The sequence below is a fragment of the Caldicellulosiruptor sp. F32 genome (assembly GCF_000404025.1).
Taxonomy (GTDB): Bacteria; Bacillota; Thermoanaerobacteria; order Caldicellulosiruptorales; family Caldicellulosiruptoraceae; genus Caldicellulosiruptor; species Caldicellulosiruptor saccharolyticus.
In genome coordinates, this window is the sequence record NZ_APGP01000007.1 from 1 (window position 1) to 22,773 (window position 22,773).

The window sequence follows — 22,773 nt, forward strand, 5'->3', positions numbered from 1 at the left end:
TATTTCTACATTTCCTTTTTTGATGTAAGAAAGTATCTTAAAGTCTTTGAGAGAATCAATATCAAAATTCTTTTTAAATACAACCTGAAATTTCGTAACGGTTTGTTTTAAATCATCTATATCCTCCTTCGCTACTATCTTTCCCTCATGCAAGATTGCGATTGTGTCACATAAGTCTTCAAGTTCTCTTAAATTGTGAGAGGATATCAAAACTGTCGTCTGTCTCTCTGCAACCTCATCTATGAGTACTTTTTTAAACATTTGGCGAACAACAGGATCAAGTCCGTCAAAAGGCTCATCTAAAATCAAAATCTCTGGTATTGTGCAAAGACCAAGTAAAATCGCAACTTGTTTTTGCTTCCCTTTTGAGAAACTATTTATTCTTTTTTTATAAGGAAGAGAAAAATAACTTTTAAGCTTTTCAAACCTCTCCTGTGACCATTTCGGGTAAATCCCTTTAAAAAACCTTGCCATATCAATGATTGAAAAACCCCTGGGAAAGTATGGATTGTCAGGAACAAAAAACATCCTGGACTTGATAGAAATATTTTCGTGGACATCAGCACCATAAATGCTAATTTTACCACTATCCGGTTTATATACACCAGCAATAGTTTTTAAAAGAGTAGTTTTACCTGCTCCATTTGTCCCAGCAATCCCAAATATTGAACCTCTGGAAACTGTACAGTTTATATCTTTTAATGCTTGAATCTCATCAAAACTCTTTGAAACTCCTTCTATCTCAATCACGTTGAGTGCCTCCTTTTGTTTTACTTTCTACCTCATCTACAATTTCCATCAACTCTTCCTTTGATAGTCCAAGGAAAAAAGCTTCTTGCAAAATCTTTTTTAATTCCTCTTTTAAATTACTCAGCTTTTTAGCATTAATCTTTGCCTTCACAGGAGCAACAAAATTCCCTTTTCCGGGGATAGAATAAATAAACCCTTCTCTTTCTAATTCCCGATAAGCCTTTTGAATTGTATTAGGATTAACCGAAAGCTCTTTTGATAAGGCTCTTACAGATGGTAGCTGCTCATTTTCTTTCAATACCTCCTTTATGATGAGTTCTTTTATTTTTTCTACAATCTGCTCATATATAGGCGTCCTGCTTTTCCAATCAACTTCAAACACTTTTATTTCACCACTTTTCTGTATTAAAGGTTTTGTATTCTTTATCTGTATTAACTGTATTATTAGTAATAGTACAGTTATATTATAAGTTGTTTTTGCAAAAATGTAAAGCATATTTTAATTTGAAAACGCTTTTAATTTATATTTCTTTTTTCCCTAATTTTTAGTACAGTAAAAAGAGATGAATATGTGAACAAAAAAGTACCAGTGAAGATAAAAAGAAGAGAATGAGAAAATGCAAACAAAACTCTCGATATTGAAAATAAGAGGAAAACATCTAAAAACATAATTTCAGAACATAGAAATACAATATACGGGTCAAATACAACTAATAAACTACTAAATATTGCACACAAGGGGCTATCCACTTGTTTTTTGGACAGCCCCTAATATGTTTTTACAAAGTAGGTAAATACTTCTTTTCTTTATGACTATTATCTTGAAAGCCATATCCGCACACACCATTTCTTGGAGAATTAGCAAGACCATTTGCAATTTCTTCTACATAATCTGAATGTGTAGAAGAGTGTTTTTTAATACATTCATTGCAAATAAAATTGCCACAGTGATAACAAAAATATGATGCTTTTTTATCACAATAGCTACAAGAATAAATTGGCGGAAGATTTCTGGCAAGAATAATTATTTTCTTCTCTTGCGGAAGAACATCTTTTTTTATCACTTTTATTTTTAGATGAGTAGTGCTACCAAAGTCATATTCATAATCAAAGATAAGTTTTTCTGATAAAATGTTTTTAAGTTTTTCCTTCATTGTTTTTACCGACTTCCCAGTCATATAACACAAAGACAAATAATCAGGATCTGGATTTTCTTGATATAACACATCTCCAATCTTAAACTCACTTAGATGTCCACAACACTCTACCCATACATCACGCAAAAACTTATCTAAATCTTTCAACGTTGCGTTCGCATCCACCATAATATAAAGCCAATAAAGTGATTTAAGATGCGGTGGATAGATATTCAATATAAAAACCTCTTTGGGTGTAAGATTCTTACTCTCGCTAATTTTTTGTAAATATTCTTGCCTCTGTTTGCAGCATAAAAAGTGCCTCTCAATTGTTGACTTTGCAAATTCTTTACCACAAAAATAGCATTTCCCTTTGTTCATATCTTTAAAATATCTCCCGTAGTTTTTTTATTTAACTTAAGTATAACACACTCAAGAAAGTAGAAAAAGTGTTTTCATAACATTCCTTCTATCTCAATTTTGCCTTCACAACTATTTTGAGTTGATATGGTTGGTAAAACGCAGTAAAAAAGGGCTTACCCACAATATTACCTAAAAGTGGGAAAAGCCCTTCTTTATTTATCTCACCCTCTCAACCTTTGTGCCTTGGGGTGTGTCCAAAACTATATAGCCTAAACTCTTTAGCTCATCTCGTATCCTGTCCGCTTCAAGAAAGTTTTTAGCTTTTCTTGCCTCATTTCTCTTTTCAACAAGCTCTAAAATCTCTGGTGGAATTTCATCCTTTTTCTCTTCATATTGCTCTAAGATTCCTAAAATGCTGCAAAGCTCTTTTAAAGTGTCTCTTGCCAAAATCAGCACATCTTTTGAGCACGTATTTGCATGTGTATTTATTTCTCTTACCATCTCAAAAAGACATCCTGTTGCCTCGGCAGTGTTGAGGTCATCTTCCATTGCATCTAAAAATTTTGCTTTTAGCTCTTCAATCGCAGCTTTTAGCTTATCATCATTTTCAGATGAAGATGCTGCATTTTGAATCAAAAACTCAAGATTTTCATAGCAGGTACAAATTCTTTTGAGTGCCACCTCTGCCTGTTCAATAAGGTCTATACTGAAGTTAAGAGGCTTTCTATAATGAGCCTGAAGCATGAAAAGCCTTAGTGCCTCTGGATGGTACTTTTCTATGATTTCACGCACAGTAAAGAAATTCCCAAGCGACTTTGACATCTTTTCATTGTTTATATTCACATATCCATTGTGAAGCCAAAACCGTGCAAAAGGTTTTCCTGTGGCAGCCTCGCTCTGCGCAATCTCATTTTCATGATGAGGAAAGATCAAATCCTGCCCACCTGCGTGAATGTCTATAGTCTGCCCAAGATATTTCATTGCCATCACAGAACACTCTATATGCCAGCCGGGCCTGCCCTCACCCCAAGGTGAACTCCAGGCCGGCTCGCCTTCTTTTTTAGCTTTCCATAGAGCAAAATCAAGAGGGTCTTCTTTCTTTTCGCTTGGGTCAACGCGCGCACCAGCCATCAGCTCTTCAATATTTTTGTGAGAAAGTTTCCCATACTCAGCAAACTTTCTTGTTCTAAAATACACATCACCATCAACAACATATGCATATCCTTTGTCAATCAGCCTTTGTATCAGGGCTATCATATCTTCAATTTCTTCTGTTGCTCTTGGATTTTTGGTTGCTCGCTTGACATTTAGCCTGTCCGCGTCTTTGTAATACTCTTGTATAAACCTTTCAGCAAGCTCAAAAACGGTTATGCCCTCTTTGTTCGCTCTGTTTATCATCTTATCTTCTACATCTGTAAAGTTTTGAATGTAGATAACCTCATATCCTTTGTACTCAAAATACCGCCTCAAAGTATCAAACACAATCAAAGGCCTTGCATTTCCAATGTGGATAAAATCATAGACAGTTGGACCGCATACGTACATCTTCACTTTGCCTTCTTCTAATGGTTCAAACTCCTCTTTTGTCATTGTCAGAGTGTTGTAAAGCTTCATACTCTTTTAATCTCCTTTCGTACTCGGCAAGTTTTTTCTCTAAGGCTTCTATCCTTGCTTCAAGCCTGCAAATTTGCATTGCAAGCGGGTCAGGAAATCTAATCTGGTCAAGCTGTTCTTCAACAGTTGGCTTTTCCTTTTTCTCTTTTCTTACAACCCTTCCTGGTACACCAACTACTGTTGAGTTGTCTTCAACCTCGCGAAGAACAACTGCGTTTGCACCAATTTTTGTATTGTCCCCTACTTTAAATGGTCCTAAAACCTTTGCACCAGCACCAATTAAGACATTGTTTCCAATTGTAGGATGGCGCTTACCCTTTTCTTTACCTGTTCCACCTAATGTAACACCTTGATAAATCAGCACATCATCGCCAATCTCAGCTGTCTCACCAATGACAACACCCATGCCATGGTCTATAAATACCCTTCGACCAATCTTGGCACCGGGATGTATTTCAATTCCTGTTTTGTGTCGTGCCCTTTCAGAAATCCAGCGGGCAATAAAGTACATCCTTCTTTGATAAAACCAGTGAGCAATCCTGTGATATATTATTGCCCAAAAGCTTGGATAAAGAAGTGTCTCAAGCCTGCTTTTGCAAGCAGGGTCTTTTTCCATTATAACATCCATCTCTTCTTTTATCATCCTGATAAATTTAAACATACTTCTTCATAACTCCTTCTAAAGCTCAAAAATAAATCTACTCTAATTATACCACGTTTTGAAGAATTCCAACCGTTTTAGTATGTTTTCTTTACCTACAATCTCTATTATTTCAACAAGCTCAGGACCATGGGTTTTACCAGTCAAAACAACTCTTATTGGCATAAAAAGGTTTTTGCCCTTGTAACCTGTCTCTTTTTGAATCTCTTTGAAAAGTAGCCTAATAGCTTCTGGAGTTAATTCATTCACCTGCTTTATCTTATTTTCAAATACACTAATTAAATCCTTCACATGCTCCCACTTTAAGACCTCTTTCGCCTCATCTTCTTCTACTTTGACTTCATTGTTAAAGAAGATATCAACCCTGTCTTTTATTTGAGATAGATAATCCAGTCCTTCATACACAGATTTTACTACCTTCTTGAGCCATTCAAATTTGGACTTTGCCTCATCTTCTTTGATATATCCTGCTTCAACAAAGTACGGTATGCACATCTGGGTAAGCTCATCCAATGATTTTAGCTTAATGTGCTGAGAGTTTATATAGTTCAGCTTATCAATGTCAAATATTGCAGGATTTTTGGAAACTCTTTCTAATGAGAAATTTTCAATTAGATATTCCATATCAAATATTTCTCTATCTTCTGGTGGTGACCAACCAAGTAAAGCCAAGAAGTTTATGAGCCCCTCTTTTAAATACCCTTGATCTTTATACTGTTCAACCCAAGTAGAGCCGTGGCGCTTTGACATCTTTGTTCTGTCTTTTCCTAAAATCAAAGACACATGGGCAAACTGTGGCAGTTCAAACCCGAGTGCATCGTAAATTAGAATCTGGCGCGGAGTGTTTGAAAGATGTTCTTCACCTCTTATAACATGCGAAATCTTCATCAAATGGTCATCTATGACAACTGCAAAGTTGTATGTGGGAATTCCATCAGACTTGACAATAACAAAGTCGCCAATATCATCGCTTAAAAACTCAACATCTCCGCGCACAAGGTCATGGACAACTATCTTAACACCCTCTGGTACTTTGAACCTGACTGTTGGTTTTCTCCCCTCCTGCTCAAACCTTCTTTTTTGATCCTCTGTTAAATTCCTGCACTTACCAAGATATCTTGGCATCTGCCCTTTTGATAAAAGCTCCTGTCTTTGAGCTTCAAGCTCTTCTTCTGTGCAATAACAATAGTAGGCGTAGCCTTTTTCAAAAAGCACATCTACATACTTTTTGTAAATATCTACTCTTTCTGTTGAGCGATATGGTCCATATGGACCTCCCACCTCAACTCCTTCGTCCCATTCAATCCCAAGCCATCTTAAGCTCTCGATAATAACCTTTTCAGACTCAATAGATGATCTTTCCAAATCCGTGTCTTCTATCCTTAATATAAACTTTCCACCATATCTTTTGGCAAAAAGATAGTTAAAAAGAGCTGTCCTTGCACCACCTATGTGAAGATGCCCTGTTGGGCTTGGTGCAAATCTTGTTCTTACTTCCACTGTATACTTCAGTCCTTTCTTTTGAATTTTATTATTTCTGTATCTCAATAGCTCATTTATTTTATCCTTAGGAAAGAATTAAAAACATATTCTCTTTTTTAAAGTATAATCTTTGAAAATTCTATAGTCAATGCAAAAAACAATAGCCTATTTAATTTTCAATGGACATTTTAAAATCTTCTCAACTTTTTTATATCTAATATCTCGTGGTCTTTTTCATCCTGTTTTTTATCTTTTTTAGATAATAGTTTTACTTTATTTTCTGGTTTATGTGTGTCATTAGACTTTGTAATTAAATCTTTTTTATCAAAATCCATTTTAATTTTTAAATACTTTATTTTTTTCATAGTACTAAATGTTTGAAGTAACAACCTTTCAATCTTAACATACAATGCAAATCTCCTGATTGCAATTTCTAAAAGAAAAAGAAAAATGCAAAGAATAATAAGAAAATCACTCAAATCCTGCTGAGAATACACTTCTTTAAGTTTACCCTTATAGATATCTTCGGGATTTTTTACAACTTTTGCGTTTGACAGTGCAATAAACTGCTCAAACCTGCTGCTGTCAAAATCCACCCTATATTCATCAGAGTAATTTATAGAGTATAAAAAGGTGGACATTTTTGTTTTTCCATCTTCAGTCACAAAAGCAACAAAGGTGTAATTCCCCGGCATAAACTCAACTGTTGTTTCAAACTTGTCAGGTGAAGTCCTTTTCATTTTTAATATCTTCTCTGCACCATTTGGATAGATGCACTTTAGAGTTGCAGTAGCACTGCTTTTAAACTTCCCATTTATACTGACAACAAGCCCTTTTTCCTTTCGCACATCAAAAGTAAAACTGTCATCTTCGGCACCCTTTTCAAGCCATTTGAAAAGATTTGAAAAAAACTTTGAAAATTTGTCCCACATCACCCAGTCACGCGACCAGCTGCCGTTTAAGTCTGAACACCACGCAGCAGTTTTGCCAAGTCCATATCTCCAAACTGTCAAAATGGGCTCATCCTCATCACTTACAAGAAGACTTGTTGCAATATCCTTTTTTGTTGTGGCAATGTAACCATAAAGCGGCGGATATGAAGAAAAGGCAGAGTTTATAAAGTTCGTTTCAACAACCTTAGGAACAAATTTTTTCTCCTTTATATACTTTCCTTTTATAATCTTTGCCTCTTTCAAAAACACATCAATTAGGTTTGAAGCATCCTTGACATAATAAAACCTTCCTGAGGTATATGCTGCCATCCAGCTCAAAATTGGCGCATTTATAGAAGAACCTACGCCAATTGTTGTAATCTTTATATTATTCCTTTTAGCAATACTTGCTGGATATTCATAACCGCCCTCCTCACCATATCCATCAGTGAGAAGAACAATCACTTTGTCTTTGGCTTTAGATTTTTTAAGCGTATTGACTGCTTCAGTCAGTGGTGGAATTATAGCTGTCCCACCACCTATCTGAATTCCGGAGATGTTTTCTATAACCTCATTTTTACTTTTTAGTTTTCCAAACCTGCTTGCCCAGTAGAAGTTATGGTCAAAGGCAATAACACCAACACTATCTGAGCTCTCAAGATGGTCAATCATCTTTGCAGCAGCGCTTTTGGCAATTTCCAATTTGTTTATATTTCCTAAATTACTTTCGCCCATGCTTCCCGAATGGTCAATGACAAGAACTACAGCCACATTTCTTTCTTTCTCTTTGTTTTTAAGCTGCATTTTGACAGGCAACATCTTTTCCAGCACCGAATTTGAATAGTTGCCAAGCGCGTACGAATTTTCACCGCCAATCACCAAAAGTCCGCCGCCCAAGTCCTTTACATACCTTTCGCAATCATTTAAAAATTTGTCGGTCAATTGGTTTTTTGATACATTACACAAAACTACAAATGAATACTGCATAAGTCTATCAAGCCCAAAATCTACATTATCGCTAATTACCATATCATAATCTGCTGAATATGAATCAAGAAGGCTTCTGACATTTTTCACATCATCAATATTCTGGTAAACCACCAAAACCTTCTGCGGTTTTTTGACCTGACACATTGCATATGCAAAATTGTTTTTATCCTCCTCATCATCCTCTGCTTCAATTACACCCTGATACCTGTAAATACCTTCTTTAGGCAGTTTGTCTTTAATCACAAACCTGTTCTCGCCTTTTTCAAGCATTATTTTTTGAGAAAAAATCAAACTGCCATCTCTGAAAATTTTGAGCTGAGCAGATGCAGAATATGTACTGTTTATATTAGCAAATACAGAAAACTCCTGATTTTTAACCACTTTTTGGGGAATTTTGAGACTTGAAAACTGAATATCTTTTCCCTTTTCACTTTTCAAAAGCAAAACTTTCACATCTATGCCATTGTTGTTGAGCAAATCAATAGTAGTCTTTGCATTGCCAACCGTTTCTTTCCCATCTGTCAAAATCACAAGTCTTTTTTGAAAGTCCTTGGGAAATAAATTTGCTGCAAACTTTATGGCATTTTCAATGTTAGTCTCACTTATATCAACCACTGACCCAAACTCAGAAAATTTAGGATTATTCTTTAACAAAAACTCTACATTAACATCCTGTCCGAACGCAACCACAGACTGCATTTCATTTGATTTTTTTAGCTTTATCGCTTTTTGAATAAAGTTTTTCATCTTATCAATGTTTTTGGCATTGCTATCAGAAAGGTCTGCAAGGTAAATAGTTGCAACTTTGTTTGATGATATTGTAAGCTTTGGCATTGCAAGCGCTAATATAATAAGAAGGAATATAACAATCCTCAGAACAACAACAAACTTTTTCCCTAAGCCTTCTTTATAAAACCTTTTTGACAAAAGCCAAATAACTACTCCTAAAATGGGTATTAACAATAAAATAAGCGGTCTTTCAAGACTTATTCTCATTCATAAACACCATCCACTCAAAAGTCAAAAATATTAGCGATAGTATCAATAATATATCCTTCAAGAGATAGGGAACTTTAGCATTGGTCTTTGCACCAGTTTCCGAAAAAGCTAAAGTAGCATCTGTCTTTTTTTCTTCAGATTCATCCAGAGCATAAGTAGGATAATTTACTGCAAATTTGTAGCTTGTGTTATTACTTAAATTCAAGGTATAAACTCCCAACCGGTCGTTTTTAGGAAGAACCAAAGGGTATGTAGAAAAATTTACAACTTCCCTTTTGCTATTAGGCAGAATAATCTCAGCTTTTCCATCTGTATATGAAAAAACTTTTATCTCTTCGCCTGGATGGAATGTCATCTTCTCAAATGGCTGGTTCCCCTTAACAAAGTTATTTTTGATGTTGGTTATTAATATGGGAAAAGAGACTTTCAGCGGAAGGTCACTGTCGTCAATTGCAAAGCCAATTAATACTGTAGGAAGGTTTTTTACAACCCCAAAAGAAATAACCGGTTTGCCGTTAAGTTTTGCAACAGGTTCAAGTCTTTTATCATCAATTGAGATTGTTTTTTGAACAGCAAACTCCATTCCATCAATGTTCTGTGAAACGGTAGACTCCACAAATCTTGCATACCCTTCAATGTCTGTCTTATTTCCTATTGATACTCCTAATAGTTTAGATACATCTTTGCCTTTTTGTAATATAAATATAACTCCGCCCTTTTTAGGGAGCCTTTTGGGGACAACACTGTCAAATACATAAATATCAAAGCCATCAGCTACATTTTTTACATCTTGTAACTTGTACAGCTCAACATCATCAAAAGCTGAAAATGCCTTTTCCAAGAAAAAGTTTCCTTTGCCAACATACAAAACTTTCTTTTTAGTTGGCGGTGGGGCTAAAATTGTCCAAAAAATATTGTCTTCTCTTAAGCGGTCAGGATAGTTTATCCTTGCCTGCACAATCTTATAATTCCCTTTTATTTTCTCAAAAATCACACTCTCAGACTGCTTTGGCAAAAGCACAACACTTTTTGCACCAACAAGTTTTTTGTCTGCAAAAAGCTCAATCTCAAAACTTGCTCTTTTAATTCCCCTGTTTGTTACCTCTACAACTGCATCAAAACCGCCGCTGAAAGTAGAAAGTGATACATTGTCTATACTAACATTATCATCTGGTTTTGGAAACTCAAATATTTGTATGTTATCCTGCAATTTAACCTTTTTGTCTGTAAACAAAAAGAAAGTATAACTTGAGGCATCAAACAATTTTGAAATAACATTGATACTTTCTTTTAAGTTTGTGACATAATAGGTTGGCAGCACTTTACCAATAGAACTTTTTGCAAAAGAGGGAGAAACATCTTTTACCAAAACCTCAATGCTGTCAGAAAATGTGACAATGCTCACCTTAGAATCTTTGGACAGCGTATCTAAAATACTTCTTGCAATTTCTTTAGACTTTTCAAGATAGGTTTTGTTGTCATGTGTCAAGCAGTTCATTGTGCTACCCACATCAAATGCAAAAATGACATTCTTTTTAGTGTCTGTAATAGAAATATATGGACCTGCAAGATTTAATGAAAATGCAGCAAGTGTTAAAATCCCCAGTATCAAAAGAAGGCTTAGTCTCAGTTTTTGTGCCGGTTTTGATACCCTCTTTTGTTTTTTTAACCTTTCCCACAAATAAGTGCTGGAAATGACCACCTTTTTATATTTTGGTCTTATCATGTACAACACAACAAGTACAGGTATGCTCAAAAGAAACAGTAAATACAGCGGCTGTGTGAATCTCATTTTTACACTCCAACCATCCCAAACAAGATTTTATTTAGATTATCAGATGTCAAAATCTCATAAAACCTTCCATTTGCTTTTTGAACCAGCTCTTTTAATAGCTTTTGAAGATTTCTTAACTCTTGCTGATACCATTTGATTAAGGTATCAGAAATCTCAATATTGACCTTTTTATTACTTTCACTGTCAATAAGCTCGCAAAATGAATAATCAAATTGAGGAAATGCTTCAAGCCTGTCTAACACCTGACAGCAATATACAAACGAAGATTTACTCAAAAGAATTTTCAAAACATCCTCTGCACCTTCAAATAAAAAGTCAGAAAAGATAAATGAAATACTTTTTCGCGGAATAAAGACATTTTTGATATTATCAAAATTTGCTAAACCTTCAAATTGTGCATCTTCTAAGAACTTTACAATCTTTGCGAAACTTTGCTTGCTTTTTAAATGACCTGAGTGCAAAATATGGTCCTCTTTGACCAAAAATATATTGACACCATCAAGTTGCGACAAAGCAATATAACAAAGGCATGCAACAAGCGCTTTTGCCATATCACCCTTTTTTGTGCTGCTACCAAAGTCCATTGATTTTGACATATCAATAAAAAAATTATATGTTGTTTGTCTTTCTTGCTCAAAAAGTTTAACATAAAGCCTTTGAGTTGCTGCATATATCTTAAAATTCACCCTTCTAAGGTCATCACCCGGTATGTATTCCCGATGGTCACTGAACTCAAGGGAATTCCCTCGCCCTTTTGCTTTCTGCTGACCTTCAAATTGCGAAGTTATACTTATATTAAATTTGAACTTCAAATTGCTGATACTTGCAAGAAGCTTGTCATCAACAAGTCCGCCAAGCATTAAAATATCACCACTTTTGCTTATAACCTTTTTTACCATTCTTTAAGACTTTGCAAAATCTCCTCAACAATATCAGCAGGTTTTTTACCTTCTGAGATTGCCTCAAAGTTAAGCCCAATTCTGTGGCAAAGAACGCTTTTAGCCAAACTTTTAATATCGTCAAATGCAACATTCGGCCTTCCTTCAAATAGTGCATTTGCCTTTGCACCTAAGACAATGTGCTGCAAAGCCCTTGGACCTGCTCCAAACCTCAAGTATTTTTTTGCAATCTCATTTTGATCTATATGTGGCTGTGTACTTAGAACCAGCCTTGCAGCATACTCCAAAACAGGCCTTGCAATCGGTACTTTTCTGATTATCTCACCAATTTGAATTATCTCTTGTGCCTCAATTATTTTATTTGGCTCTGGCATTTGACTTTCAGTTGTCAGGTTGACAATTTCAATCATCTCATCAAAGCCAGGAAGTGGAACATCCACTTTAAACATGAACCTATCCTGCTGTGCTTCAGGAAGTGGATATGTCCCTTCCTGTTCAAGAGGATTTTGCGTTGCAAGCACAAAAAACGGCTCATCAAGCTTGTAAGTTGTGCCCATAACAGTGACGGTTTTTTCTTGCATGGCTTCTAATAATGCCGATTGCGTTTTTGGTGTTGCTCTGTTTATCTCATCAGCCAAAATGATATTAGCAAATATCGGACCTTTTTGAAATGTAAAATTTAAAAAACCATCTTTGTCTTTGGAAATTATATTTGTACCCACAATGTCTGCTGGCATTAAATCAGGAGTAAATTGTATTCTGGAAAACTTGAGGTTTAAAACTTTTGCAATTGACTTTACCAAATGAGTCTTTCCCACGCCTGGCAGACCCTCTAAAAGAACATTTCCGCCGCAGAAGATAGCAATTAAGACCTTTCTTATAATATCTTTTTGCCCAATTATGACTTTGGTAATTTCACCTTCTATTTTGTTTAAAACTTCCATTGTATATTCAATATTCTGTAAAATCAAATCCATCTCACCTCGAACTTTCTAAGCTTTCAAAATACCTCTTTGTTATCTCTTTTGCCCATGCTGGAACTTCATCAGTTTCAAGATACTCGTTTGCCTCTTTTTTGTACTCTGAAAAAACACTGCTGAAGTTAAGCTTTTGGCCTTTCTCCCCAATTCCCTCTTTCTGGACCGTTTTCCCACTTTCCTTGCCAGTATTAAGCACAGCTTGGTTTGAAGCCTTTATATCATGTAGATTTTTTGTAAAAATTTGCGGTGGTGATACCAAAGAAGATGTCCGTGGAATTGCTGCGCCAAGTCCACTGCCCACATTTTGTGTGTTATCGGTCTGTGTCTGGCTACCACTGCCTGCTGGTAGATTGTTGTTGTTTTGTCCATTACTTGTGCTATTTTCTGATCTGCTTTCTTTACTGCCTTGACCCTCGGTGTTTGCCCCACTTTTATTGCTGTCTTGTTGCCCTTTGAAACTTGACTGTTCACTGCCATTTGAGCTGTCTTGATTTTGTGAAAAACTTGAACTGCTTGCTGAGCTACTAGCAGTTTCTTCCATTGACCTTGCTTTTGTTTTGGAATTCCCAGTAGAATCTTTTTTATTGGAATTACCTTTCCAAGTAGTATTTTGTCCATTTGATAAAGATGAATTTGAATTTTTGCCTTTAGTAATATTATCTTGAAGTCTGGTTGCAGCAGACAAAAGCTTAAAATTCTTTGAATTTTCCTTTTTCAAATTTTCAAGCAAAAACCACGCCTTCTGCTTTGCAAGTTCCATTTCATCTTTGGACTTTGCAATTTTTATCTCTTTTTTCATCTTCATGATAATTTCATCTATTTTTCTTTTTTCTAAGCCATTTAGTTTTAGATTTTTAAAAACCTCTTTTTTGACACCTTCAATTTTATTTATTTCATTTTTCTTCTCAACATTCAAAACGTGCAGCCTTTCTGCCTCTTTCATCTTCGGATTGGGAATGCTAAGAATTACTGCAGATGACAAAACTACAAATAGAGCAGCTGCCCATTTTCTCACATCAAACTGTGGTTTTATAAGCTTTCTCAAATCTATGTTTCTAATTATATGGGCAGCCGAGCTTTTTACATACTTAGAAATCTCATCATAGCTGTCAATTAATTCTAAAGAAGTTGTAATTATCTCTTTAAATCCAAAGCTGTCAATCAAGAGTGCTGTTTTTTCAAGCGAGAGCTTGCTTTTAATAATGTAAATTAAATAACCAAGAAAAAGAAATATACTAATTCCTATTTGAAAATGCCATTTAAAATATACTGGTACTACTCTTGACAAAATCTCTATTATTAAGTTCTGCACAGAACAAATTACAACAAATATCCAGAGCTTAGATAAAAATATGCAAAACATTTGCCTTTTTTGAACTCTTTTTAAAAATTCCAAAATCAGTTCTGCGCCATCTTTCATTTTCAAACACCTTTAGCCCTTGCTTTTTTTCTGAAAAACCCTCTTCTTAAAGGATTTAAAAAGTAACTACTAAGAGCTATGTTAATAAATGTTCCTATCAAACAAAGCAAAAAGTGAACCTGGTAACCTTTTACTTTATAACCGTACGTAAAAAACAAGTCGCCTCTTCCAATTTGGGTAAATATATATTCTACCAACGCAAAAAGAGGGCTCAAAGAGGTAAGCAAAAGTTTTATCAAATCATCCTTCCTTGTCGGCTGAGATGGTAAAGCACTAATTACATCTGACAAAGCAACTTTTGTAATATAACTTGTTAATACTATAACAACTACAAGGACAATTACCGCTACTGTTGCACTAATACTTTTTTTGAGCACTGTGGACATTAAAAGCCCTAAGGACCCATAAAATAAAATCAACACAAAGATATATACAAACATGCCCAATATATCTTGAAATTTCATAAGGCCATAAAGATAAAGTAAAGCATATACCGGAAAGGTAGCAAAAAATAGAATTATAACCTCACCTGCCGCTGCAATCATCTTGCCTATTACTATTTCAAAGTTGCTCATGGTAGTTGAAAGAAGAATGTCGAGAGTCTGATTTTCTCTTTCCTTAGCTATTGCCTGTGAGGTTAAAATAACCATCAGCATACCAAAAAAAGCTGTTAAAAGGATAATTAAAAATATCTGAAAGCCTATTGCATTAGTTTTATAAATTTCAACCTCATCAAACTCCTTGGCAAAGTTCTTCAAAAAAATAAAACTAAAAACTGTTATCAATAAAAGCCATCCTGCCAGCGTCAAAGCAAATTTTATGCTTCTTGTTCTTTGTTTTATCTCCTTTGTAACAATCGGATTTGCAAATATTGAGTTTAAAAATTTATTTACTCTTTGCAAAGCCTCACCACTCCTTTGCCTAATAAAATCCTCAGTTTTCAACCTCTTGAATTGCTTTCATAAACGCCTCTTCCAAACTGCCTTCAACAAGTCCTACTTCACATACCCTTGCTCCCCTGTCAATCAAGCCTTTTATAAGCAAGAACATATCATTATCATCACCGTCAAAACTCAAAATGTAGCCATTTTCTATTACCTGAACATTCGACACAGCAGGAAATTCCTTAAATACTGTAAGTGCTTCTTCAAAATCCTCTGCAAATCTTACCTTTATCCTCTTTGTTCCATGAGCTAACATCGTAATTTGTGCAATATCGCCTTGAGCAACCATCCTACCCTGATTTATTATGCCAACATGCGTACAAAGTTCAGAAAGCTCTGGTAATATATGTGAACTTATTATAATGGTCTTTCCCATATCTTTTAGGTTTTTTAATATCTCTTTCATCTCAATTCTTGACTGCGGGTCCATTCCAGAAGCCGGTTCATCAAGCACAAGAAGCAAAGGATTGTGAATAAGACATCGTGCTAAACACAGTCTCTGTTTCATACCACGCGAAAGGGAGTCAACAAAGTCATATTTTTTATCTGTCAAGCGGACAAGTTCAAGAAGGTCATCTATCATCTTTTGAGCTTTTGTACCTTTTATTCGGTATGCGTGGGCAAAAAATTCTAAATATTCATTCACTTTAAGATTATCATATACACCAAAAAAGTCAGGCATATAACCAATTAGCGCCTTTACTTTGCTTAAGTTTTTGGAGATGTCCATACCATTAATTTTAACACATCCACCGTCTGCTCTTAAAAGCCCGCACATAATCTTCATTGTTGTTGTTTTTCCAGCACCATTTGGACCAACAAATCCAAATATTTGACCTTCTTCAACCGAAAACGAAAGATTGTCAACAGCCTTTTTCTTCCCATAAAACTTTGTCAAACCCTCTATCTCCAAAAGCGGCATTTTTATTTTACACCACCTTCTACAGAAATAAGAGGAATGCTTGCAACTGAAGAATTATCAAATCCAACTACTTTAATGCGTAATTTTCCTCTATAAAGATATTTGCCAAAATCACTTTCTGAAATTAAGATGGCCTTGCTCAAATCAACTCTATCCCATTTCTTGCTTTTGAAGTTGTAAATAAATTCATTTACATTATTTCTCCCATACAATGAATCATTTCTAACCGAGACCTTTTTAATATCTTCTAAAACACTTGCAATGTTGTATTCTATCTCTATCTCTCCTTTTCCATAATAATATACTTGAACACCTGTTCCGTAGGAAGTTGAATTTTGGAATGTATTTTTAATAATTGCCGGAACTAAAATGCCATAAGGAATAACCATTTTTCCATCAACAACCCACGTTGGTTTTATGTCAACTCTGAAAATTGCTTCACCTCTGGTCTTCACCAATTTAGAATTTACTTTTAACTGCGAATCATTGAAATTTTTGATATAACCTATTGCATAAAAAGTTGAATAATTATTTTCTGGTATAGATGTTATACAAAGGTCTGCTAACCTATTAATGTACATATAGTTTAATTGTCTGTTCTTGCTAAAATTATAAAGCTGGTTTCTAATTCCATTTGCAATATCAGTGCCTATATTTGAAAAGGACTTTACAACCTTAGCATAGGGTTTTAGATTCTCTACATAAGCCATGTTGTTAGACAAAAATACAAACAAATGGTTAATTTCATAGTTTGATTTATTTTCTATCTCTACAGATGGTTTTAAAATATCCTTTAAATTTAATTTCATCTCAACTAAAGGACTGGGAAGTTCATAAGTTTCCAAGTTCCTTACAAACTTTACAGAAAATGCTGGAACATTTTTAAAGATAATCTTTTCCCATGGATAATACTCAAAATCATCTGCATAATCCAAGTTCACAACAAATGCTTTGAAAGATTTGACCAATGGCTCTATCTTTTGACTGTTAGCACTTTCAACTTCTAAGCTACTCTTAATTGGAGTAAAAATCTGGTAATACTTGTTCACTATATATCCTTTCCTGTCGGTGTTGTAAACAATAAAGTTTGTTTCTGTAATGCTTGGCTGTTTAATTTTATACACATTAGCAACACCAAATATAACTCCTGTCCAAACTATACTTCCAAACAATATAAATTGCCATGTAAGGTGACGTCTATTAAACTTTTTTAGTATCAAATAGTTCCCAAAGCTAATTACAAAAATGTATATAACTATCAAAATAATTATCAAACCATTCTGAGGCCATTTTACGTTTACTGCTAAATTGTAAATTGAGTTACTTACACCCAAGGAGTAAGAGGTAGAATTTGTAATAATCCCTTGAAAAAGCTTTGAATATTCAGAATAACAACTTTGTAGTAGAAACCCTAATAATTTATCTCTCTTTTCTGCCGGTATGTCCAATTCAAATGGGTCAAATGAGGTTACCAGCACAACACCATTGCCAATTATCTTTCGCTGAATATGCAACTGACTTATCTTTTCTCCATCTTTTAAAACAAAATCCACAAATCTTGCATTATTTAAGACAATATCTTCTGAATTTTCTTCATTCGCCTCCACTGAGGTATAATTGAGCTTTTGTTCATCTATATTAAGACTGATATCTCCCTTTTTAATACCCATAATTTTCCCTTCTAAAAAGTTATCTTTAAAAATTGACAAATTCTTTTGATAATTTTCGCCCAAGAATATAATTAACTTGCCACCTCTAATAATATAATTTTTTAACGCTCTGTATTGATCAGCAGAAAGATTTGAAGTTTTATAATTATGAATTATTATGGTATCAAATCTCTCTAATAACGATGAGGTTATAGGAAAATTTGAACTATCCAATAAAACCACAGTGACACTTCTTGTTGCTTGTTGAGATGGCTTTATCAGATATTTTACTATATCCTTTTGGTCTGAAAGAAGACCAATGCTCAAATTATATACTTTCTTAGGTGGGGCTATCTGCTTGCTTAAAATCACATCTCCTTTTGAATTGTAAATTTTAACATATGTTGCAGAATATATTGTGTCGCCAAAACACATTGGAAGAATAATAGACTTTTTTGAATTTGCTGCAAGCTCAAATTCCTTTGAAAAACTAAACTTTTTTTCCTTTGGTCTTGAAGCTACCGGAGTGGCAAATGCATCATTTTTGGGCTCCCACCATTCAACAGAAATTTTGCCCTTGAAGTAGTCTTGACTTTTGTTTTGCAGGGTTATCTTAAGCTCAATTAAATTGTATAAATTTACTTTGTTGTCAATTCCATACTCAATATTGGTAATTTCTATACTATTATTAGCATATGTAATACTCTTTTCTATCAGTAAAAATAAAAAAATAAATAAGACAACAACTAGCCTTTTTCTCATCTGTTTAAATCTCCTTTCACACAGGTTTATTTTTAAAGTCCTTTCAAAAATTACTACTTCATATATTGTATCAAATTTTGCCTTTTTGTCAATTATTTAAACGTACATAAAATCAAAAATCTTATGTGCTGGGCTATTAAGTAAATACATATGAAAAAGGGGCATTAATAAAGTTTTAAGCTGGTATCCTCTTATCTTAATTCAAACAATAATTTTATAAAGTTAACTTTTCATTTTACAACTCTTTTTAGCACATTTTGGCTATACCCCATTTTACCTCATTACAGCGTCATCGCAAAGTATTTGCCTGCCTGACAATGAACCTACTGCGCACCTGCCACAAACTCAACAGCCATGTGCCATGCCCTGATTTCATCAGGTGTGTAGTTGATGTGAATGTTCCGATAGTCATTTTTTTCTTTTATCTTTTCAAGATGATGCAAGATTTTGTCTATCTTAGCCCCCATAACTAACCAAAGTTCCTTTTGAACAGATATAGAAGTTGTCTTCTCCAAAACTTGATTTAAGTGCCTTTGACATATAAAGCCTCTTTCAGCAAATGCAGACTTAAATTGAGACTGGGTAGCAAAAAAGGAAGAAAACGCTCTTGTGTAGGTATCTTCAAAGCCATTTTCCTTTTCACAAAAGACACACATATTTTGTTCTTTAGCTTTCTTTTTTCGAGGCAATATCTCAATATGGTGGTTGTTTTTAAAATTACTTAGCAAGTCTGAATATATAATGGCATGGGCAAGCACATCACCTAACGACTCTAACTTTCTTGCATGCGCCGGACATATTCCTCCTTTTCTGATTTTGTCACGCAGACTATAATCATTTACAGATTCGTACAGAAAATCGTCAAAGAATTTGTTCATTGCCTTGTTTTTTAAATAGCAAATTATACACTTATCTTCTCTGAAGTTTTCTATCATTTCAAAATACACAATATCCAAGGTCCATCCCCCCAAAGCCTACAAAAAGGCTTAAAACTCTTTAAGAAAGCAAAAAACTCCTGCCCGCATCTTATACGGACAGGAGTTATCAGCCACAAGGTATTTGAACTTCTTGTGGCAATTTAAGGCGAACTCCATCGCCTCTATATTCACTTTTTCTTTCAATCTTTATTATATGAAGTTTTGAAATTTTAGTCAATAATTAGCTTTTTACTCTTCTGGCACAACTGATGGGTCAATCAGGCTCCAGAACGCAAACTTTGGTTGATAATCTTTGTCAAATAAAAGTGGATAGTCGCCTTTTAGCCATGAGTAATCATCTTTTAACCCCCAGAAGGTAACACTTGTAACTACATTTTTGTACTTCTTTAAAACATCAAAAATTGCTTTTAATTTTTTGGCCTGTTCAATTAGAAGGTAACGGGTATACGCATCATCACCCTCTATCATATTCTTTGCAATACTTATATCAATCTCTGTAAAATGTATCTCAAGCCTTGGAATCTTGCTAAAAAGCTTTATGGTCTCCTCGATTTCACTTACATCTGGCCAGTCAAGTGAAATATGGCACTGAAGCCCTACCCCATGAATTGGCACACCTTTTGCTTTTAGATTTTTAATTAGTTTGTATATAAACTCTCTTTTATATGGATCTTCAGTGCTGTAGTCATTGTAAAAAAGTTTTGCATTTGGGTCTGCTTCATGTGCCCAGATAAATGCCTTTTCAATGTACTCTGGCCCTAAGATATTGTACCAGTCGCTTCTTCTATATCCATCTGGCTGGTTCTCATCAATTGCTTCATTTAGAACATCCCATGCATACACCTTTCCTTTATACCTTCCAACAACTGTCTGGATATGCTTTTTTAACCTGTCTAAAAGTATCTTTTTGTCTTTTTCACTATTTGTCAGCTTTTCACCTGTTTCAGGATTTGTAAAAAACCAGCTTGGAGTTTGCTGATGCCAAACAAGAGTGTGCCCCCGTAATGAGATATTATTCTTCTTGCAAAAATCTATATATTCATCTGCAATGCTGAAATTAAAACCACTTTCATAAGGTTGAAGGCTTTCTGGTTTCATCTCGTTTTCTGGTGTTATACTGTTAAAATGTCTTTTTATCACTTCTACATCAACTGGATTTGTCAAAGCCCTATACGGCACAGCAACTCCAATCTTGAAATAGTTTTTGTATTTTTCACAAAGTGAGGGTAGATTATAATCTGGTATAGGCTGCCCCCAATTTTCATCAGTGATGGAATAAAGGTCTATATAATAAGGTATCGCAACTGCTGGCTTTACAAAAAAGTTAACATCTTTCGCAGAAAACTTGGTATCAAGGTCAAGAGTTGCAAATAGCTCTGTCCACTTTTTAGGTGTGACGTTCTGTTTTGTCAAAACAATCTCTTTTGTCGACTTTCCATCGTTTATTTTTATCCCTGCTAAGAAACTAACAGGTTCTGAACTGTCTTGGTAGACAAGCACTGAAAAATCATATGTTCTACCTTTCTGGAGCAAGCCCCTTATTGGAAAGAGAATCTTTCCATTCTTGCTCTTTTGAGATGGCTGAACCTTTAGGCTGTAAGTGCTGCTGTAAGCTTTGTCTTTTGTGAGTGCTATCTTGCAGTTTTTATCTTCGGGCAAAAAGCCGCCAGTATTTTTGTTCTCAAAATTCTCCTGTTTGAGAATATAAGCGGTTTCTAAATCCTTTATTGCAAGCAGGTCAATGTAAAAAGAATCGCTTTTGCTTGTTGGCATATTTACAATCAAATTAATTTTCTTAGCCTTCTTATAATTATAGGCCTGGATTTTTCCACTTACCCTTGTCCATATGTTTGGCAATAACACCTTTTCAGCAACAATAAGTTGGTTTTTACCACTTGAATCTAAAATCTCTAAGGTTGCAGAAATTCTTTGAAGCTTTTTTGTAGCCTGCATTGCATAAAAAGAAATTTCATACTCTCTTGAGAAGTCTAAAAGTTTTGTAATATCAACTACAACTCCATCACTTACATTTTTTCTCCCTGATACCAGTACTGAATAAAGACCTTCTGCACGAGCAGAATTTGAAATCTTTAAAGTTACACTGGAAGGATATTTTACTAATGGAGACACACTTTTGCCTTCAAAGTTGTACTCAGTGTATTTCTTTTTTGAACTTGCCTGCTCGGCAGATGAATAAGTTATAAATTTTAAAGGTACAATACTACTTATTACAAACAACAAAGCAAGAATAAAACCTAACTTTCGACTTTTTAACCTTCTAACTACCATATAAACACTCCTTTTTAAAGTTTGCTTTTTAAACATAATCAGGAAATGCAAGCATATCAGAAATCACCATTGCAACACAACCTAAAACGCAAGCTCTGTCTTTTAGCTTTGAAACTTCAACCCTCACATGATGGTATTGTGTAACAAATGATCTTTTGTAAACAACCCTTCGTAGTTCTTCTAAAAACAATTCTCCCATAAACGAGGCTTTATTACCTATTATAACTATATCTGGGTTAAATATATTGACCAAATTTGCAATACCTATTCCAAGCTTGTTAGCAATATCTTTTATAGCGTGCAATGCAACCTTGCTTCCCAGTTTTGCAGAATCTATTATGTAACTTGCATCCAATTTATCAACATTCTTTTTGTTTATATACTCATCCTCCCAGCCGCTTTCAACAATTTTTTGAATAAGACTCAAAAGTGCCCTTTCTGAAGCAAAATTCTCTAAGCAGCCCACATTGCCACAACTACATACGTTATCATTAAAATCAATAGTTGTGTGCCCAACCTCTCCCGCAAATCCTTTTGCACCTCTGTAAATCTCATCGCCAATGACAATACCAGCACCAATTCCTATGCCAACACTCACATATACAAGGTGAGAAACATCGCCCCAGTCACCAAACCACTTTTCACCCAAAGCACCTGCGTTTGCTTCATTGTCAATGTAAACTGGTAGATTAAATCTCTCTTCAACCATTGCTTTTAAAGGTACATCTTTCCATCGGAGATTAGGAGCAATAAGGACTGTGCCTGAGGTTTTTTCAACAATACCTGGGACTCCTATGCCTATACCCAAAATTCCTTTTTGTGTCTGTGGAGCCACTTTTATGGCCTCGCTAATTAATTCATAAAGAACCTCCAAAATTCTTTCTTGAGTTTCCCCAAGTCTAATGTTTACGCTCTTCTCCCAAACTATCTCGCCAATAAAGTTTGTTAAAACCAAGTGAATATAGTTTACTCCAAGGTCAATCCCAATTATGAGCCCAACATTTTTATTTACCTCAAGTAAAACCGGCCTTCTTCCACCTTTCGAATGACCATAACCTTTTTCTATAACAAACCCTTCTTTTATAAGCTCATCTGTCAAATTTGAAACAGTGGCTTTATTTAAATCTACAAGTCTCGAAATCTTTGCTCTTGAGATTGTCTTGTTATCCAGTATAGTTTTTAAAACTAACAGTTTATTGATTTGTTTCAGTAATGTATGATTGCCCATTTCTTCATGTCCTTTTTTAA

General features: G+C 34.7%; 17 protein-coding genes and 1 riboswitch. All 17 genes read right to left on the reverse strand.

Annotation, left to right across the window (positions count from 1 at the left end):
- Positions 1-750, reverse strand: a 750-nt coding sequence (locus tag H964_RS00435) for an ABC transporter ATP-binding protein (RefSeq protein WP_039763659.1), incomplete at its 3' end; no start/stop codon positions are given.
- Entirely contained in the window at positions 743-1,246 is a 504-nt protein-coding gene (locus H964_RS00440) for a GntR family transcriptional regulator (protein WP_333782440.1), read from the reverse strand. The genes H964_RS00440 and H964_RS00435, both read right to left, overlap by 8 nt.
- A 283-nt stretch (positions 1,247-1,529) precedes the next feature.
- The gene (locus H964_RS00445) at positions 1,530-2,267 is read right to left on the reverse strand and encodes an IS1096 element passenger TnpR family protein (protein ID WP_039763660.1); all 738 of its coding nucleotides are present in this window, start codon (positions 2,265-2,267) and stop codon (positions 1,530-1,532) included.
- 198 nt (positions 2,268-2,465) lie between these two features.
- Positions 2,466-3,863 (reverse strand): cysteine--tRNA ligase, encoded by a 1,398-nt coding sequence (cysS, locus tag H964_RS00450; protein ID WP_039763662.1) that lies wholly within the window; start codon positions 3,861-3,863, stop codon positions 2,466-2,468.
- Entirely contained in the window at positions 3,820-4,524 is a 705-nt protein-coding gene (gene cysE / locus H964_RS00455) for a serine O-acetyltransferase (RefSeq protein WP_039763664.1), read from the reverse strand. The genes cysS and cysE overlap by 44 nt, the downstream gene beginning before the upstream one ends.
- Before the next feature lie 42 nt (positions 4,525-4,566).
- Positions 4,567-6,024, reverse strand: a complete 1,458-nt coding sequence (gene gltX / locus H964_RS00460) for a glutamate--tRNA ligase (RefSeq protein ID WP_039763702.1) — start codon at positions 6,022-6,024, stop codon at positions 4,567-4,569.
- Positions 6,025-6,194: 170 nt separating this feature from the next.
- Entirely contained in the window at positions 6,195-8,924 is a 2,730-nt protein-coding gene (locus tag H964_RS00465) for a VWA domain-containing protein (RefSeq protein ID WP_039763666.1), read from the reverse strand.
- The gene (locus H964_RS00470) at positions 8,908-10,719 is read right to left on the reverse strand and encodes a vWA domain-containing protein (protein ID WP_039763668.1); all 1,812 of its coding nucleotides are present in this window, start codon (positions 10,717-10,719) and stop codon (positions 8,908-8,910) included. The genes H964_RS00465 and H964_RS00470 overlap by 17 nt, the downstream gene beginning before the upstream one ends.
- A 2-nt stretch (positions 10,720-10,721) precedes the next feature.
- Entirely contained in the window at positions 10,722-11,621 is a 900-nt protein-coding gene (locus H964_RS00475) for a DUF58 domain-containing protein (protein ID WP_039763670.1), read from the reverse strand.
- Positions 11,615-12,598, reverse strand: coding sequence for an AAA family ATPase (locus H964_RS00480; RefSeq protein ID WP_011916270.1), 984 nt, complete (start codon positions 12,596-12,598; stop codon positions 11,615-11,617). The genes H964_RS00475 and H964_RS00480 overlap by 7 nt, the downstream gene beginning before the upstream one ends.
- Position 12,599: 1 nt before the next feature.
- The gene (locus H964_RS00485; protein WP_039763678.1) at positions 12,600-14,021 is read right to left on the reverse strand and encodes a hypothetical protein; all 1,422 of its coding nucleotides are present in this window, start codon (positions 14,019-14,021) and stop codon (positions 12,600-12,602) included.
- Between the two features lie 2 nt (positions 14,022-14,023).
- Positions 14,024-14,923, reverse strand: coding sequence for an ABC transporter permease (locus tag H964_RS00490; RefSeq protein ID WP_039763704.1), 900 nt, complete (start codon positions 14,921-14,923; stop codon positions 14,024-14,026).
- Between the two features lie 31 nt (positions 14,924-14,954).
- Entirely contained in the window at positions 14,955-15,887 is a 933-nt protein-coding gene (locus H964_RS00495; protein ID WP_039763680.1) for an ABC transporter ATP-binding protein, read from the reverse strand.
- 2 nt (positions 15,888-15,889) lie between these two features.
- Positions 15,890-18,298 carry a hypothetical protein gene (locus H964_RS00500; RefSeq protein ID WP_039763682.1) on the reverse strand — a complete coding sequence of 803 codons (2,409 nt, stop codon included), beginning with the start codon at positions 18,296-18,298 and terminating at the stop codon, positions 15,890-15,892.
- 323 nt (positions 18,299-18,621) lie between these two features.
- On the reverse strand, positions 18,622-19,245 hold the full coding sequence (locus H964_RS00505) for a DUF6062 family protein (RefSeq protein WP_237738150.1): 624 nt from the start codon (positions 19,243-19,245) through the stop codon (positions 18,622-18,624).
- A gap of 81 nt (positions 19,246-19,326) precedes the next feature.
- A riboswitch (Fluoride riboswitch) is annotated at positions 19,327-19,405 on the reverse strand.
- A gap of 59 nt (positions 19,406-19,464) precedes the next feature.
- On the reverse strand, positions 19,465-21,525 hold the full coding sequence (locus H964_RS00510; protein WP_039763687.1) for an endo-1,4-beta-xylanase: 2,061 nt from the start codon (positions 21,523-21,525) through the stop codon (positions 19,465-19,467).
- Between the two features lie 28 nt (positions 21,526-21,553).
- The gene (locus tag H964_RS00515; protein ID WP_039763688.1) at positions 21,554-22,753 is read right to left on the reverse strand and encodes an ROK family transcriptional regulator; all 1,200 of its coding nucleotides are present in this window, start codon (positions 22,751-22,753) and stop codon (positions 21,554-21,556) included.
- Between the last annotated feature and the right edge of the window lie 20 nt (positions 22,754-22,773).